The organism is Shimia haliotis (assembly GCF_900114415.1).
Lineage (GTDB): Bacteria > Pseudomonadota > Alphaproteobacteria > Rhodobacterales > Rhodobacteraceae > Shimia > Shimia haliotis.
Map to the genome: position 1 here is coordinate 230964 of NZ_FOSZ01000003.1, position 16822 is coordinate 247785.

The 16822-nt window shown below is 58.9% G+C and carries 13 protein-coding genes; 10 read left to right on the forward strand and 3 right to left on the reverse strand.

Going from position 1 to position 16822, the window contains the following annotated elements; genetic code table 11:
* Positions 1 to 3 precede the first annotated feature (3 nt).
* Positions 4 to 1083: a quaternary amine ABC transporter ATP-binding protein gene (locus BM069_RS09325; RefSeq protein ID WP_093323174.1), complete on the forward strand. Its 1080-nt coding sequence runs from the start codon at positions 4 to 6 to the stop codon at positions 1081 to 1083.
* A complete protein-coding gene (locus BM069_RS09330) occupies positions 1083 to 3149 on the forward strand; it encodes an ABC transporter permease (protein WP_093323175.1) in 2067 nt (688 codons plus the stop codon). The genes BM069_RS09325 and BM069_RS09330 overlap by 1 nt, the downstream gene beginning before the upstream one ends.
* A gap of 105 nt (positions 3150 to 3254) precedes the next feature.
* Here BM069_RS09330 and BM069_RS09335 read toward each other — a convergent pair whose 3' ends face one another.
* Positions 3255 to 3434 (reverse strand): DUF1674 domain-containing protein, encoded by a 180-nt coding sequence (locus BM069_RS09335; RefSeq protein WP_170846718.1) that lies wholly within the window; start codon positions 3432 to 3434, stop codon positions 3255 to 3257.
* 100 nt (positions 3435 to 3534) lie between these two features.
* Here BM069_RS09335 and BM069_RS09340 point away from each other — a divergent pair, with 100 nt between their 5' ends.
* The 7 genes from BM069_RS09340 to BM069_RS09370 all read left to right on the forward strand — a co-directional run bounded on the left by BM069_RS09340 (position 3535) and on the right by BM069_RS09370 (position 12210).
* Complete coding sequence (locus BM069_RS09340; protein WP_093323179.1) at positions 3535 to 4803, forward strand: RsmB/NOP family class I SAM-dependent RNA methyltransferase; 1269 nt, start codon at positions 3535 to 3537, stop codon at positions 4801 to 4803.
* A 138-nt stretch (positions 4804 to 4941) separates the two neighbouring features.
* On the forward strand, positions 4942 to 6678 hold the full coding sequence (locus BM069_RS09345; protein ID WP_093323180.1) for a heparinase II/III family protein: 1737 nt from the start codon (positions 4942 to 4944) through the stop codon (positions 6676 to 6678).
* 27 nt (positions 6679 to 6705) lie between these two features.
* Positions 6706 to 8295 carry a bifunctional phosphoribosylaminoimidazolecarboxamide formyltransferase/IMP cyclohydrolase gene (gene purH, locus BM069_RS09350; protein WP_093323182.1) on the forward strand — a complete coding sequence of 530 codons (1590 nt, stop codon included), beginning with the start codon at positions 6706 to 6708 and terminating at the stop codon, positions 8293 to 8295.
* A gap of 134 nt (positions 8296 to 8429) precedes the next feature.
* The gene (gene lspA, locus BM069_RS09355) at positions 8430 to 8900 is read left to right on the forward strand and encodes a signal peptidase II (protein WP_093323184.1); all 471 of its coding nucleotides are present in this window, start codon (positions 8430 to 8432) and stop codon (positions 8898 to 8900) included.
* A 53-nt stretch (positions 8901 to 8953) separates the two neighbouring features.
* Positions 8954 to 9469: a DUF3035 domain-containing protein gene (locus tag BM069_RS09360; RefSeq protein ID WP_093323186.1), complete on the forward strand. Its 516-nt coding sequence runs from the start codon at positions 8954 to 8956 to the stop codon at positions 9467 to 9469.
* A 111-nt stretch (positions 9470 to 9580) separates the two neighbouring features.
* The gene (locus tag BM069_RS09365; RefSeq protein ID WP_093323188.1) at positions 9581 to 10915 is read left to right on the forward strand and encodes a M16 family metallopeptidase; all 1335 of its coding nucleotides are present in this window, start codon (positions 9581 to 9583) and stop codon (positions 10913 to 10915) included.
* Entirely contained in the window at positions 10912 to 12210 is a 1299-nt protein-coding gene (locus BM069_RS09370) for a M16 family metallopeptidase (RefSeq protein WP_093323190.1), read from the forward strand. The genes BM069_RS09365 and BM069_RS09370 overlap by 4 nt, the downstream gene beginning before the upstream one ends.
* A 99-nt stretch (positions 12211 to 12309) precedes the next feature.
* Here the strand turns inward: BM069_RS09370 and BM069_RS09375 are convergent, their stop codons facing one another.
* Together BM069_RS09375 and deoC are read right to left on the reverse strand one after the other, a co-directional pair.
* The gene (locus tag BM069_RS09375; protein ID WP_093323192.1) at positions 12310 to 14655 is read right to left on the reverse strand and encodes an aldehyde dehydrogenase family protein; all 2346 of its coding nucleotides are present in this window, start codon (positions 14653 to 14655) and stop codon (positions 12310 to 12312) included.
* A gap of 12 nt (positions 14656 to 14667) precedes the next feature.
* Positions 14668 to 15660, reverse strand: coding sequence for a deoxyribose-phosphate aldolase (gene deoC, locus BM069_RS09380; RefSeq protein ID WP_093323194.1), 993 nt, complete (start codon positions 15658 to 15660; stop codon positions 14668 to 14670).
* 187 nt (positions 15661 to 15847) lie between these two features.
* Here deoC and BM069_RS09385 point away from each other — a divergent pair, with 187 nt between their 5' ends.
* Positions 15848 to 16810, forward strand: a complete 963-nt coding sequence (locus BM069_RS09385) for a metal ABC transporter solute-binding protein, Zn/Mn family (protein ID WP_093323568.1) — start codon at positions 15848 to 15850, stop codon at positions 16808 to 16810.
* The last annotated feature ends 12 nt before the right edge of the window (positions 16811 to 16822 follow it).

The window sequence follows — 16822 nt, forward strand, 5'->3', positions numbered from 1 at the left end:
CCTATGACCGACAAGAACAGCACTGCTCCGGCGATTGCCGTCGAAGGCCTCTGGCAGGTCTTCGGCGAGCACGCCGAGAAGGCCTTGCGCACCGCGCGCGAAGCCGCCACCAATCCTGAAGATTTCCATGCCGTGGCCGAAGATTTGATGGCACGCGGGCTGATTCCAGCCGTGCGTGACGCCAACTTCGAGGTCAAAGCAGGGGAACTGTTTGTGATTATGGGGCTCTCGGGCTCTGGTAAATCGACCCTGATCCGCTGCATCTCGCGGCTGATTGAGCCAACCGCCGGGTCAGTGCGCATTGACGGCGAAGACATTCTGAAGGCCAACGAAAAGCGCCTGATTGATCTGCGCCGCAACAAGCTGGGCATGGTGTTCCAGCATTTCGGTCTGTTCCCGCATATGACGGTGACCGACAACGTGGCCTTTCCGCTTAAGATGCAGGGCGCGGGCAAGGCAGAGCGTCGCAAAAGGGCGCATGAGGTTTTGGAGCTTGTGGGTTTGAACGGGCGCGAAGACGCCTATCCCCGCAATCTCTCAGGTGGTCAGCGACAGCGCGTGGGCATTGCCCGCAGCCTCGCTGTGAACCCCGATATCTGGTTTCTGGACGAGCCCTTCTCGGCGCTTGACCCGCTGATCCGGCGGCAGTTGCAGGATGAGTTCCTGAACATTCAGGCGACCTTGCAAAAGTCGATTGTGTTCATCACGCATGACATCCAGGAGGCGCTGAAGCTTGCGGATCGCATTGCGATCATGCGCGATGGCGAGGTGGTGCAGATCGGCACGCCCGAGGACATCGTTCTGCGGCCAGTGAATGATTATGTGCGAGAATTTACGCGAGACGTGCCCAAAGGGCGGCACGCGCGTGTGGAAAGCGTGATGCTTGATAAAACACCGGACAGCATGCCGGACGATCCCAAGCTGAAAGTCGGGATGCGTCTGGATATCGCGCTTGAGCGGTGCATGGATTTGTATGAGCCTGTGCCGGTCTGGGATGACGCGGGCAACATGGTGGGTGCGGTAAATCCGGCGGAGCTTGCGGCGGCGTTGCATGTAGATGACGACACCGGCGGAGCGGCCTGATGGCAGTTGTCGAAGAGGTTTCGGGCGGTCGCGGGTTGGATATCACACGCGGGGCTAAAGCGGCGTTGCTGGTACTGGCGGTGGGCATTACCTGTCGCCTGTTGGGCGCGCAGTTTGACTGGTTGGTGGCCTGGCCCGAGGCGCTGACGGTGCCGATGACGGATTGGGTTGGCGCGGTCGTGGGGTGGTTCCTGAGCGTTTTCAAACCGGTGGCGCGGGCGTTTTCCTATCTGATCAGTTTCCCGATGGAATGGGTTGGCGCGGTGCTACGGTATTCGCCCTGGCCGTTGACGGTGGGGTTGGTCACAGCTTTAGGCTGGCTGATTGGCGGCGCGCGGATGGCGGCTCTGGGCTTCTTTGGGCTCAGCTTTGTCGTGATTTCCGGTTATTGGACCGAAGGGATGAACACGCTGGCCTTGGTCGCGGTGTCGGTGCCTTTGGCAGCGATCATGGGCATGGCGATTGGCATCGCGGCCTTTGAATTTCCGCGGTTCAAAGGCGCAGTGAATGCGTTGCTGGACATCATGCAGACGGTGCCAACTTTTGCTTATCTGACGCCTTTGATTGTGCTTTTCGGGTTTGGCCCAGTGGTGGGCCTGATTGCCTCGGCGATTTATGCGGCCCCCCCGATGGCGCGCAATGTACTCTTGGGGCTGGAGCGGGTGGAAGAAGACATCCGCGAGGCGGCGGTGATGTCCGGCGGCACTCGGCGCCAGCAACTGTTTCTGATCGAACTGCCGGCGGCGGGCCAACAGATCATGGTTGGCTTTAACCAATGTTTGATGGCGGCGTTGTCGATGGTGATCATCGCGGCTGTGATTGGCGGGTTCAAGGACATCGGCTGGGAAGTGTTGCTGACCATGCGCAAGGCGCAGTTTGGTCCTGCCTTTCTCGCAGGGACGGTGATTGTGGTCTTTGCTGTCGTGATCGACCGAATGTCGGCAGCATTGGCCGAGCCGCGCGAACCGCAAAGCAAGCGCGTGGCCCTTGGTATTTTCGCAATCGGTGCTGGTGTGGCGCTTTGGTCGGTGTTCGCCGGCTGGAGCCCGAACGGCGTGGCGTGGCTGGATGGCTGGGCGGAGGCCGTAGACGCCGGCGTCGGCACGTTCACCGCCAATAATGGCGCGACGCTGGATGCGGTGAAAAACACGTCGATGTTCTATGGCCTGTTGCCTCTGCGCATTGGTCTGGCGGATGCGGTGTTGCCGTTCACATGGGGTTTCCAGTGGACCGCCATGCATTCTTTGATGTTCTTTGCCGCCTCAGCCGCGATTGGTGGCCTGCTGGCATGGCGGGACCATTTGACCGCCGGAGTTGTCGTGGTTATCGCGGCGCTGCTTTTGGAAATTGGCATCGCACAGGCGCCTTGGCCGCTGATGTTGGTCGGCGCCGCGGCGCTTGGCTGGGTTGCGAGTGGGTGGAAGCTGGTGCGGTTGGTGGTGATCTTATTGGGTTTGATCCTGATTTCCGGCCTGTGGGAGCGAGCGCTCTTGTCGCTGTATCTCAGTGGCGCGTCGGTGGCGGCTTGTGCTTTTGTCGGCGGCGTTCTGGGCTTCCTGAGCGCGATGAGCACGCGGGTCTGGACTGTGGTGCGCCCGATCTGTGATATGCTGCAAACCATTCCGCTGTTTGTGTTTCTCATTCCGGTTCTGATGTTCTTCCAGATCGGCGAGTTCTCGGCATTTCTGGCGATCTGCATGTATGCGGTGGTGCCGATGATCCGCTATACGCGGCAGGGGCTGATTTCGACACCGGAAGAGATGATCGAAGCGGCCACAGCAAGCGGTGCGGGTAAGTGGCAGACCATGTTTGAGGTGCGCGCACCTTATGCGGCTCCGACAATCCTGCTCGGGCTGAACCAGACGATCCTCTATGCCTTTGCCATGTTGGTGATTGCCGCGTTGATTGGCACCACCGGTTTGGGTCAGTCGATTTATCTGGCTCTGGGGCAGGCTGACGTCGGACTTGGCGTCACCGCTGGGGCAGCTATGGCCATTCTTGCGCTTGTGGCAGACCGTCTGGTGCAGGGATTTGCCGAGGAACGTCGAAAGGCGCTTGGTCTTTAAACTCTTGGAGGGAGGCGCTCGCGCCACCTCCGCCCATCCAATCGAATGGCCAAAACTGTTGGGGCTGGTCCGTTTGTGTGGTCGAGATGCTGTGGCGCGCCACGATCAAAAATCGATGGCGATGCCCTTTTTCTCCCAATCACCGTAGCGCACAGGTTCTGGTCCGTCGCGGCCACCAAGTTCGGTGGGCATGTCCGGCGCTTTGGCTTTCTTGCGCCGCTCTTCGGCTTCGGCCAGGGCGCGTTTCGCGGCTTCGGGGATGTTCTTTTCGGTCGACTCGCTCATAACCGCTCCTTCGCGCAGGCTTTCCATTGACGTGTGCCCTTGATATACGCCGCGCTTCGGGAACGGCAAGGTTCCCAGAGTCGCACGAGAGAGGCCAGCGATGTCAAAATCCGGAATGCAGACCCGCCGCAGCGCTGTTTACCTGCTTGATCAGGTGATGGGCGAGGGGCGGTTGATGTCCGAAGTCATTGGTTCTGGCGCTCTGGAACGGTTGGAGCCGGCGGATCGTGCGCGGGCGCAGCGATTGGCGATGGACACCCTGCGCGGATTGGAGCGCGCGGACCGCGTGTTGCAGAAACACTTGAAAAAAGTACCAGCGCTGACGGTTCAGAATGTTTTGCGTCTTGGCACTGTGGAGCTTTGTCAGGGCGGCGCGGCGCATGGCGTGGTGAATGATGCTGTTGAGATCATCGCAAAAAACAAGCACCACGCTGGCCTGAAGGGGCTGGTGAATGCTGTTTTGCGCAAAGTGGATGCCGACGGGCAAGCGGAGTGGGACCGGTTGCGTATTCCACGGATGCCTAAATGGCTGCGCAAACCTTTGGCTCAGGCCTATGGCAGCGACGTGATGTTGGGTATTGAGGCCGCGCATTTTAACGGCGCACCACTGGATTTGACCGCCAAAGGGGATGCGGCGGCTTTGGCGGATACGATAGGTGGCGAGCTGTTGCCGACCGGATCTGTGCGGGTTCCCGTAGGCCAACAGGTGTCTGCACTTGCGGGATATGAGGCTGGCGATTGGTGGGTTCAGGATGCGGCGGCGGCCTTGCCTGCGAAAATCCTGAATGTGCAAGCTGGAGAGAAAGTTCTCGACCTCTGCGCAGCGCCAGGTGGTAAGACCATGCAGATGGCGGCGGCAGGTGCGGAAGTGGCCGCTGTGGATGACAACCCGTCCCGCATGGCGCGGGTTGAAGAAAACCTGAAGCGGACCGGCCTTTCGGCGACGCTGGTGGTTGGAGATGCTATGGCGCAGCAAGGCGCATATGATGCGATTTTGCTGGATGCGCCTTGCTCGGCGACGGGCACAATGCGGCGTCACCCCGATTTGCCGTTTGCCAAGGATGGCAGCGAATTTGGCGATCTGATCGGGATGCAAGAGGTGTTTTTGGATCACGCGCTAAGTCTGCTGAAACCGGGTGGCCGGTTGGTGTTTTGCACCTGCTCGTTGTTGCCAGATGAAGGCGAGGTTCAGGTCGAGGAGTCCGTCGCGCGTTGGTCTGGTGTTTCCGTGGATCGCGACGCTGTTCTGATTGAGGGCGTTGATCCGGATTGGGTCACTGAAGAGGGCGGGCTGCGCCTGCGGCCGGACTACTGGGCAGATCGCGGCGGCATGGATGGATTTTACATGGCGCTTTTGCGCAAAGCTTAGCGCCGCGTTGGTGCTGCACCCAATTCATTATGTCCTGTCGCGCTACACTTTGCTCACCTTGAACTGAATCGGTGACTTGCGCGCACAACCCCGCTAAACTCTGCGCAAAACGCCAAAGAGCGTAGAGGCAGAGAGTGGATGTCCAAAACAAACGGCATATCGGCGCGCAGTACGCGTCTGATGCATCGCGTTCATGCGCGCATCAGCACAATGGCCAGTCCGGCCACCGGCTTTACGTCGATGCCGGAGCCGCGCACCATTGGGCTTTATGCGCGCGGCAAGCAGCTGGTGGCAGGCAATTTTCTATTTGCGGGGCATTTGCTGACAGCGCCCAAGTCGTCAATGTGGTCTTTGGATGCGCCTGATGACGTTTTTGCACAGGAACTGCACGGATTTGCATGGCTGGATGATCTTGCGGCCGTTGGTGACGCCCTCGCGCGCGAGCGGGCGCAGGAATGGGTTTGGGGTTGGATTGACTTGTTTGGTCGCGGTCGCGGGCCGGGATGGACGCCGGATCTGACTGGGCGGCGGCTGATCCGGTGGATCAGCCATGCACTATTTTTGTTGCGGTCCCGAGAACCAGAAGAGTCCGAGGCGTTTTTCAAATCCCTTGCGCAGCAAACAATTTTTCTAAGCCGCCGTTGGCGCAAAAGCCTGCCCGGATTGGAGCGTTTTGAGGCACTGACGGGTCTGATTTACGCCGGTTTGGCGCTGGAGGGCATGCGCGAACATGTGGCGCCGGCGGTTAAGGCGCTCGACAGGGAGTGTCGCAAGCAGGTGGATGCGCAAGGCGGGATTCCGACGCGCAATCCAGAAGAATTGCTTGAGGTCTTTACGTTGCTGACATGGGCCGCCACCGCGTTGAGCGAGGCTGGACATCAACCCTCTGATGCACATGTTCAAGCCATTGAACGGATTGCGCCGACGTTGCGCACGTTGCGCCATTCAGATGGCGGGCTGGCGCGGTTCCATGGGGGCGGACGCGGGATCGACGGTCGGCTGGACCATGCCTTGGCAGAAAGTCGTGTCAAATCGCGGCAAGCCGACGGTCTGGCGATGGGCTATGCACGGTTGAGTGCGGGGCGAACCAGTGTGGTAGTAGATGCCAGTCTGCCGCCCAAAGGCGACAGCTCGATCAACGCCCATGCCTCGACATTGGCATTTGAACTGACCAGCGGACGGCGGCCGGTGATCGTCAATTGCGGCTCTGGCAGCAGTTTGGGCGAGGATTGGCGGAGATTTGGCCGTGCCACACCGAGCCATTCGGCACTGACGCTGGATGAATTGTCGAGTTCGCGACTTGGCAAACTTGGCAAAGGATGGCGCGAGGAACAGTTGGTCGAAGGTCCTGCCGATGTGCCGATCGAGGTCACGCCAATGCCGGACGGCATCAAGTTTCAGGGCGGGCATGACGGGTACCGCACCACACATGGGCTGACACATGCGCGGACGCTGGAGTTGACTTTTGACGGTCGGGGCATGGCGGGCGAGGATCTGATTGTAGCACTGGAAGACGGTGACAAACGGAAATTCGACAAGGTCATGGACCAAAAAGCGTTGCAGGGGATTCCCTATGACATCGCTTTCCACCTGCATCCGGAGGCAGATGCGTCGCTCGACATGGGAGGAGCGGCTGTGTCGATCGCCCTGAAAAGTGGCGAAGTCTGGGTGTTTCGGCACGATGGTGCGGCCAAAATGGAGCTTGTCGCCAGTGTTTTTTTGGAAAAAGGCCGGATAAAACCGCGTGCGACCAAACAGATCGTTCTATCTGGCGCTGCAATGCAGTATGGGACGCGCATCCGGTGGTCTTTGAGCAAAGCGCATGAGACTGGTGTGGCGATCAGGGATCTGAACCGGGAAGAGTTGGATTTATAAAACCAAGCCCGAGGACCCGTGCCCGCTATGACCGAATTGCTGCCTATTCGCCGTGCCCTGATTTCTGTTTCTGACAAGACCGGTCTGATCGACCTGGCCAAAGCGCTGGCAGAGCGCGGTGTTGAGCTGCTCTCCACCGGCGGTTCCGCCAAAGCGATGCGCGATGCTGGGCTTGCGGTCAAAGACGTGTCGGACGTGACAGGGTTTCCCGAGATGATGGACGGTCGTGTAAAGACGCTGCACCCGAAAGTGCATGGCGGCTTGTTGGCCCTGCGTGACAATGCCGACCACGTCGCGGCGATGGATGCGCACGGCATCGCGGGCATCGATCTGCTGGTGGTGAACCTATATCCGTTTGAGGCCACCGTGGCGGCGGGTGCCGATTATGACACTTGCATCGAGAATATCGACATCGGCGGTCCTGCGATGATCCGTGCAGCCGCGAAAAACGCGGCCTTTGTGAACGTGATCGTTGACGTTGAAGACTACGACAAATTGCTCGGCGACATGGATCAGCACGACGGCGCGACCTGCCCGAAGTTCCGTCGCAAGTTGTCCCAGAAAGCCTATGCACGTACCGCTGCCTATGACGCGGCTGTGTCCACATGGATGGCCGAGCAATTGGAGCTTGAGGCCCCCAAACGCCGCGCGTTTGCGGGAGAGCTGAAGCAAACCCTTCGCTATGGCGAGAACAGCCATCAGAAAGCGGCGTTCTACACCGATGGGTCGAACCGACCCGGTGTGGCGACTGCGACCCAGCTTCAGGGCAAAGAGCTGAGCTACAACAACATTAACGACACGGATGCGGCGTTTGAGCTGGTGTCAGAGTTTGATCCGGCAGCGAGCCCTGCGGTGGCGATCATCAAGCACGCCAACCCTTGTGGTGTGGCCGTGGGCGCGACGCTGGTTGAAGCGTATCAGAAGGCGTTTGACTGCGACCGTACGTCGGCCTTTGGTGGCATTGTGGCGCTGAACCAGCCGCTGGATGCGGAAACCGCGGCCAAGATCGTAGAAATCTTCACCGAGGTTGTGATCGCACCAGGTGCGTCCGAGGAAGCCAAGGAAATCTTTGCGGCGAAGAAGAACCTGCGTCTGCTGCTGACTGACGGTCTACCCGATCCGCGCAAGGCGATCACGGCCTACAAACAGGTCGCCGGTGGTCTGTTGGTTCAGGACAAAGACGTTGGGTATGTCAGCAAGGACGATCTGAAGGTTGTGACCAAGGTTGCGCCGACAGATGAGCAGCTCGACGATCTCTTCTTTGCATGGAAGGTCGCCAAGCACGTCAAATCCAACGCCATTGTTTACGTCAAAGGCGGCGCGACCGTGGGTGTAGGCGCGGGTCAAATGAGCCGCCTGGACAGCGCCAACGTGGCGGCCTCCAAAGCGCAGCGCATGGCTGATGAACTGGGCATGGACGAAAGCCCTGCCAAAGGATCCGCGGTGGCATCCGATGCGTTTTTCCCGTTTGCGGATGGTCTGCTTGAAGCGGCTGCTGCGGGTGGCACGTGTGTGATTCAGCCAGGTGGTTCCATGCGTGACGAAGAGGTTATCAAAGCAGCTGATGAGGCCGGTCTTGCGATGGTCTTTACCGGTATGCGTCACTTCCGCCACTAAAGCAGAGCGGTTCTGACAGAGGCCTTCGCGGCTATTTCCTTGTTGCGGAGGCCTTTAGCGCTTACGATAGCGCCAACAAAATCAAATGTGCCGGAAAGCGGCGCGAGGCAGACGGGCAGTTAGGGAGACGCAGGATGCGTCTGGTATTTTGGGCAGGCTTTTGGGCCTTTATCACCGATCAGGCCAGCAAATATGCCGTTGTGCATTTGCTGAACTTGCGTGAAGTGATCGCGATGGATGTTCTGCCGCCTTTGCTGCGGTTCCACATGGCGTGGAACGACGGAATTAACTTTGGCCTGTTTTCCGGCAGCCCTGAAATCGCTCGTTGGTTTTTGATCGCAATAGCTGTGGCGATTTCGGTTTTTGTGTTGGGCTGGGTCAAACGCGATCCGCCTGGAAAATGGGGCCTACTGAGCGCTGGATTGTTGATCGGTGGGGCGCTCGGCAACGTCGTTGACCGACTGATTTACGGGGCGGTCGCGGATTTTTTGAATATGGCTTGCTGCGGGATCGACAACCCCTTTGCGTTCAATCTTGCGGACGTGTGGATTTTTGCGGGAGCAATCGGATTGGTGATCTTTGGCGGCAACAAAAGAGAGGCGTGACGTCAGAGATTGAATGCGCTAAACCTTGGCGCAACTTTGCTGGAGGTGTGCGAATGCACGTGTCGCGATTGTTGATTTTGGGATTGGTTGCTGGGCTTGCGGCGTGCAGCAGCGACAAAACCCTGCGCACTATGCCCAACAACACTGATGGGCCCGACGAGTTCCGCATTTTGCCCGGCAAAGAGCTGACACAGCCCAAAGATTACGCAGCACTTCCCGCGCCGACACCCGGAGAGGCCAACCGCACCGATCTTGATCCGGTTGGTGATGCTGTAGTGGCTTTGGGCGGGCGGGTTCCCTCGAGCGACAGCGCAAACACCATCGGGTCTTCTGACGGAGCTTTGGTGAACTATGCCTCGCGCAATGGTCGGACTGCCGACATCCGTCAAACGACGCGTCTTGAAGATGAAGATTTCCGCAAGAAGCGCGGTCGTTTCACAAATATCCGCCTCAAGAAGACCAACATATATGAAAAGGTCTATCGACCGCTCGACCTTGAGGAAAACGATGAGTGGTGGCGTTGGCGTCGTGCGGGTGCCAGAACACCTGCGGCCCCTATAGGCGAGTAAGGATTTCCGGCGCTTTGGCGCTGGCCTTCGGTCACAAGTCCGTTTGATCCCTTGAAGCCGCGCGACCGTAGCGTAACTATCCTAACAAGCGATCCAAACGGAGTTTTTCGCATGAAGCGACTCTTTGCAGCGGCTCTTGGTGTGGCCGTTCTGGCCCTGCCAGCGAAGGCCAGTGAACTTGTTACCGATTTCATGTTGGACAATGGTATGCAGGTGGTGGTGGTTGAAGACCACCGGGCACCGGTGGTCATGCATATGGTCTGGTACAAAGCCGGCTCGGCAGACGAGCAGGCCGGGACATCGGGCATTGCACATTTTCTGGAACACCTGATGTTCAAGGGAACGGAAAACCTCGAAAGCGGGGAATTTTCTTCTGTGGTTGCCGCCAACGGCGGGCGCGACAACGCGTTTACCAGCTTTGATGTGACCGCGTATCACCAGCGCGTTGCGAGCGACCGTCTGGAATTGATGATGCAGATGGAAAGCGAGCGTATGGTGAACCTGCGTTTGAACCCCGAAGAGGTTGTCACAGAGCGCGATGTGATCCTTGAAGAGCGCAATCAGCGGGTGGAAAACAGTCCCGGGGCGCTTTTCCGCGAGCAATTGAATGCAGCGCAATATCAAAACCATCGCTATGGCGTGCCCATCATTGGCTGGAAACACGAGATGGAAACGCTGTCGGTTGAGGACGCCCAAGCATTTTATGACACGTATTACGCCCCAAACAACGCGATCCTTCTGGTCGCCGGCGATGTTGAGCCCGAGGCCGTAAAGGTGCTGGCGGAGCAGTATTACGGCGCAATTCCTACCAATCCGGATTTGCCGGAGCGGGTGCGCACCAAAGAGCCGCCCCAGATCAGCCCGCGCCGCCTGACCTACAACGATCCACGGGTGGCTCAGCCCTATGTGACACGGTCCTATCTGGCACCTGAGCGCAACCCGGGGGATCAGAAAACCGCGGCGGCGCTGACGATGCTGGCAGAAGTTCTTGGCGGTGGCCAGACCTCTGTTCTGAGCCAGAAACTGCAGTTTGAACAGCAGAAGGTGGTTTATGCCGCAAGCTGGTACAACGGCACAACTCTGGATGAAACGACCTTTGATTTCGTGGTGGTGCCTGTTCCCGGGGTGTCGTTGCAAGAAGCGGAAGAAGCGATGGATGCGGTTGTTGCGGAGTTCATTGAAACCGGTGTCGACAGCGAGCAACTTGAGCGCATCAAAATGCAGCTGCGCGCCTCCCAGGTTTACGAACGTGACAGCGTAAGCAGTCTGGCAAACCGTTATGGTCGTGCTCTGACTTCGGGACTTGAAATTGCGGATATTCAGGCGTGGCCCGAGATTTTGCAGGCGGTCACCGAGGAGGACATCATCGCCGCAGCGCAGATGGTTTTTGACAAACGAAAGTCGGTGACGGGCTGGCTGATGGGTGAAGAGGAGGTCACGCAATGATCCGCTTTGTAGTTGCCTTTGTTGCGGCGGTTGCTGCCTTTCCTGCTTGGGCTGAAATCAACATCAAGGAAGTGACATCGCCAGGTGGCATCAAAGCCTGGTTGGTTGAGGAGCCTTCCATCCCCTTTGTCGCCATGGAGTTGCGGTTCCGCGGTGGCACGTCGCTTGATTTGCCTGAACAGCGCGGTGCAACCAATTTGATGGTTGGATTGCTCGAAGAGGGTGCAGGGGAACTGGATGCGCAGGGTTTTGCTCGTGAGAGCGAGGCACTCGCGGCGAATTTCGGCTATGACAGCAACGCGGATGCGGTATCGATCTCGGCGCGGTTTCTGACTGAAAACAGCAGCGAGGCGTTGGAGTTGCTGCGTCTTTCCCTCATAGAGCCAACCTTTCCTGAGGCAGCGATCGAGCGGGTGCGGAAGCAGGTTTTGTCCGGTTTGCGAAGCAGCCTGACGGATCCTGACAAGATTGCGTCCAAACGTATGAGCGCAGTCACCTATGGCGAGCATCCTTATGCCTCCGAGGGCGATGGCACGATCGAAAGTGTGACCGCTTTGACGCGTGATGACCTTGTGGCAGCGCACAAAGGGGCATTGGCAAAAGACCGGATGTACGTCGGTGTTGTGGGCGACGTGACCGCCGAAGAGCTTGGGCCGATGCTGGACGCTTTGTTGGGGGAACTGCCCGAAACTGGCACCGCCCTGCCTGAAAGGGCAGAACTATCTTTCGCCGGTGGAGTGGATGTCGTCGACTTTGACACGCCCCAGTCGGTTGCCCTTTTCGCCCAGCCGGGCATTCATCGCGACGACGAGGATTTCTTCGCGGCTTATGTGCTGAATGTGGTGCTGGGCGGCGGCGGGTTTGAAAGCCGCCTGATGACTGAGGTGCGCCAGAAGCGGGGTTTGACCTATGGGGTGTATTCCTACCTCGTGCTGCGCGATTTGGCGGATGTTTATTTGGGCTCTGTGTCCAGCGCGAATGACCGCATCGCCGAGTCGATCTCGGTGATCCGTTCGGAATGGGCGCGGATGGCTGAGGACGGGGCGACGCCTGAAGAAGTGGAAAAAGCCAAGGCCCTGTTGACCGGAGCCTATCCGTTGCGTTTTGACGGCAATGGGTCGATTGCTTCGATCATGGTTGGCATGCAGATGGATGGCATGCCGGTGGATTATATCGTGAACCGCAATGACTATGTGAATGACGTAACCGTCGAAGATGTGAACAGGGTCGCAAAAGAATTGCTGGACCCTGAGGCTCTGACGTTTGTGGTGGTGGGCAAACCTGATGGGGTTTGAGGGGCTTTGCCTCAGCGACAGCTAGCTGCTGCCATTGGATAGAAAGAAGAAGGGGCGGTCCATTGTGACCGCCCCTTTTTTGTCTGTCTGCTTTGAGGCTTATTCGCCGTAAGGCACCCAGATGTTTTTGACCTCGGTGGCTGCTTGCAGGAAGGCGCGCCCTTCGCCTTCGGCGTTCATCCAATCGCGGGCAAGGCCGTTGTTGACCCAAGTGCGTTTGAGGTTGCCAGCGCTTTCGCGCTCGATTGTGGCGGAGTGATCCGCGCTGGAGAAAGACCAGACGGCGTCGACGTCCAAGTGACCGGCCATTGGCTTGGCAAGGTCGGCATGAGGGCCGGTGAGGATGTTCACCACACCCGCGGGAACGTCGGAGGTTTCCAGTACCTGATAGAAGTCTGTCGCCGACAGCGGGAAGGCCTGCGATGCGGCAAGAACGGTGCGGTTGCCCATGGCGATGGCGGGGGCCATGACCGAGATGAGGCCGAGCAACGGGGCTTCATCGGGGCAGAGGGCGCCGATCACGCCAACCGGTTCCTTCATCGCAAGCGCGACGCCGCGAATTGGCACGCCATGCGCTTGACCATCGTATTTGTCAGCCCATGCAGCATAGGTGAAGAGGCGGCGGATAGAGGTTTCCACCTCTGCCTCGCCCTGTTTTCCGCCGGTTAGCGCGTTGATGCGCTGGGCAAATTCCTCGGAGCGTGCCGAGAGATTTTCGGCGATGTAATACAGGATCTGGGCGCGGAGATGGCCCGTGGTGCCGGACCAGCCCTTGGCAGCATGAGCCGCCTCAACCGCGTTGCGCAGGTCTTTGCGGTTGGCAATCGGAGCCTGCCCCAGCAGGACGCCGTTCCTGCCATAGATGTTCTGGCTGTAGCCACCGTCAGGGCGGGCTTGTTTGCCACCGATGTAGAGTTTCGGTGTGCGATCCAGGGGATCGAGCGGGCCTTTGTCGCCTGAGAAGGCCTCAACCGGTTTGAGCGCCTTGGGCGTGCCTTTGGGTTTGGTGTAGGCCGAAAGCCCTTCCCAACCACCTTCGCGACCATACCCGCTTTCGCGTACACCGCCGAAGCCGGCGGCCGCGTCAAAGAGGTTGGTGGCGTTGACCCAGACCACACCGGCAACCAGTTTCGGGGCGATGTCCAACGCGAGGTTCACGTTTTCCGTCCAGAGCGTTGCCGCCAGACCGTAGCGGGTGTTGTTGGCCAGTTGTATCGCTTCGGACGGGGTGCGGAACGTGGTTGAGACCAGCACTGGCCCGAATATCTCTTCTTGCATCAGGTGCGAGGACGGCGCCAGACCAGTGATCAGGGTCGGCGGGTAGAAGCAGCCTTCCACAGGCATGTCGATGGCGGCCTGATATGTTTCGCCTTCGGTGTTGCCGTCGACAAGATCGGTGATGGTTTGCAGCTGAACCGGATCCACAACGGCACCGACGTCGATGCATTTGTCGAGCGGGTTGCCGATACGCAGACCGTCCATGCGGGCCTTGAGTTTGGTGTGGAACCGCTCGGCGATGCCCTCTTGCACCAGAAGGCGGGAACCGGCGCAGCAGACCTGACCTTGGTTGAACCAGATTGCGTCGACCAGACCTTCGATGGCTGAGTCAATGTCGGCGTCTTCAAAAACGATGTAGGGGGACTTCCCGCCCAGTTCCAACGTCAGAGATTTGCCGGAGCCCGCGGTGGCTTGGCGGATGCGTTTGCCAACCTCGGTGGAGCCGGTGAAGGCGACCTTGTTGATGTCGTCATGGGTGGTGATCATTTCGCCGACCGCGCCGTCGCCGGTGACGATGTTGACCACGCCCGCAGGCAGGCCGGCCTGTTGGCAAAGATCAGCAAAGGCCATCGCGGTGAGCGAGGTGTATTCGGCAGGTTTCAAAACCACGGTGTTACCCATGGCAAGCGCGGGTGCGACTTTCCATGCCAGCATCAGAAGCGGGAAATTCCACGGGATGATCTGACCGCACACGCCAAGCGCCTGCGCGTTGGGCAGTTCGCTTTCCATCAGCTGTGCCATGCCCGCGTGATAGTAGAAGTGGCGCTGAACCAGCGGAATGTCGATATCGCGGCTTTCACGGATCGGTTTGCCGTTGTCGAGCGTTTCCAGAACCGCAAACAGGCGGCTATGTTTTTGCAGCAAGCGCGCAATCGCATAGAGGAATTTGGCGCGGCCGTGACCGCCCAGACCCTCCCATTTGGGTTGGGCTTTGCGGGCAGCTTTGACGGCGGCGTCAACCTCGTCCGCGGTGGCTTGCGTCAGGTCCGCGAGGGTTTCGCCGTTGGCGGGGTTGCTGGACTGAAAATCCTTGCGCGGTGCAGTCCATGCGCCGTCGATGAAGTGGCCGAAGGCTGCGCCTTGGTCAACGATCCATGCCAGTGCATCTCCGGCGCTTTCGGGGGCGGGGCCGTAGTCCATGGTCTCGAAAATCTCTTTTACGGTCATTGGTGTGGTCCCTTATGCCATCGCGTGGCGGTAGCCGGCGGAGTAGTGGCCGGAGACATGGTGTTCGAGCTGGCGTTCGATGTCGTTGAGCAACGAGGATGCGCCAAAACGGAAGAGGTCCGGTTGCAGCCAGCGGTCGCCGAGTTCGTCTTTCATCAGCGAGAGATACACCAGCGCATCTTTCGCCTTGGAAATGCCGCCTGCAGGTTTGTAGCCAACACGGTGGCCGGTCCGGTCATAGTAGTCGCGGATGGCGCGGATCATCACGAGGGACACGGGCAGGGTGGCGTTGACGCTTTCCTTGCCGGTGGAAGTCTTGATGAAGTCGGCGCCGGCCATCATGCACACCAGTGACGCGCGCGCGACATTGCGCAGGGTGCCCAGTTCGCCGGTTGCGAGAATGGCTTTGACATGGGCGTCGCCGCAGGCGTCGCGCATTTCTTTCATCTCGTCATAAAGCGCCTGCCAGTTGCCTTGCAAAACGTGGCGACGGGTGATGACGATGTCGATTTCCTCGGCACCCGCTTTGACGCTTTCGCCGATTTCAGCGATCCGCAGGTGGTAGGGCGAAAGGCCCGCAGGGAAGCCGGTGGATACGGCGGCGACCGGAATGCCGGACCCCTTAAGCGACGCCACGGCGGATTCGATCATGTCGTGATAGACACAGACCGCGCCAGTGGTCAGACCTGTCATGTCGAGGGCTTCCAGAATGTCGGCGCGCACAGGCTGTTTGGCCTTGGCGCAGAGGCGTTCGACGCGGCCCTCGCTGTCATCACCAGACAAGGTGGTGAGGTCGATCAAAGAAATCGCCTTGCACAGCCACGCGGCCTGATACTCTTTTTTGACCGAGCGCCGCCCGGGAAGGGTCTTGGCGCGGCGTTCAATGGCCGAAGTGTTGGCCTGTGCGGTGCGAACCCAGTCGAGGTCCAGCTCCATGCCGGGGTTGCGCGGCTCGATCGCCGTCGGCAATTGGTGCCCTTCGGCGGAAATAGTGGGCGTCTGCATCGGTCCATCCTGTTGCGGAAAACAGGTCTAAAATGCCTCAGAAGACGTAGCATATGCAAGAGACGACAAGAGGTAGGATGTATTTTTTTGACCCTATGGTCAGAAAAAAGATGAGAATAAGTCGCAATTGCGTTGACAGTATTGCGAATGGTTCTCATATTCAACTTAACCTAAATCGAGGTGGATGATGCGATTCTCTCGCAGACAGTTTGTAGCTAGTGCCATGGCGGGCTTGATTGTCGCGCCTAAAGTGGCATTTGCGGCGGACAAACTGGCGGTTGTGGCGACCACAGGCATGATTGCAGACACAGTGCGCCGCATCGGTGGCGACGCAGTTGACGTGCGTGGCCTGATGGGGCCGGGCGTAGATCCGCATGCATATCGGCAGACACGTACGGACATTGTTGCGATGACGCGTGCGGAGATCGTATTTTGGCACGGTCTTTATCTTGAAGCGCAGATGGAAGAGTTCTTCCACAAGCTTGAAAAGCGCACAAACGTGGTAGCAGTCACGGATCAATTGCCCCGCGATCTTTTGCGTGGCCATGATGATTACGACGACAAATTTGATCCGCACGTCTGGATGGATCCTTCGATCTGGGTTCTGGTGGCGGATCGGGTACGTGATGCGCTGATTGAAGAGCGCCCCCAGCACCGCGCGATGTTTGAAGCGAATGCTGCGACATTTTCCGAGGAACTGCGGGCCCTGGCAGACTATGCCGATCGCAGTTTGGCAACGGTTAACGCGGAGTCCCGCGTGTTGCTGACAGCGCATGATGCCTTTGGCTATTTTGGCGCGGCTCACGGTTTCGAGGTTTTGGGCATTCAGGGGATTTCCACAGAGTCTGAGGCGGGTTTGAACCGGATCAGCGGTTTGGTGGACATGCTGGTGGAGCGTGACATCAGTGCGGTGTTTGTCGAGAGCTCGGTGTCGGACCGGTCGATGAGAGCTGTCATCGAGGGCGCGGCGGCCAAGGGCCATGACGTTATGATCGGTGGCGAATTGTTCAGCGACGCGATGGGGCCTGAGGGCACCTATGAAGGCACCTATATCGGGATGATTGATCACAATGTGACGGTCATATCCAATGCATTGGGCGGAGATGCGCCCGAACGCGGAATGTCTGGCCGTTTGTCGGCTGGATCATAGGCGCGTGTAAAG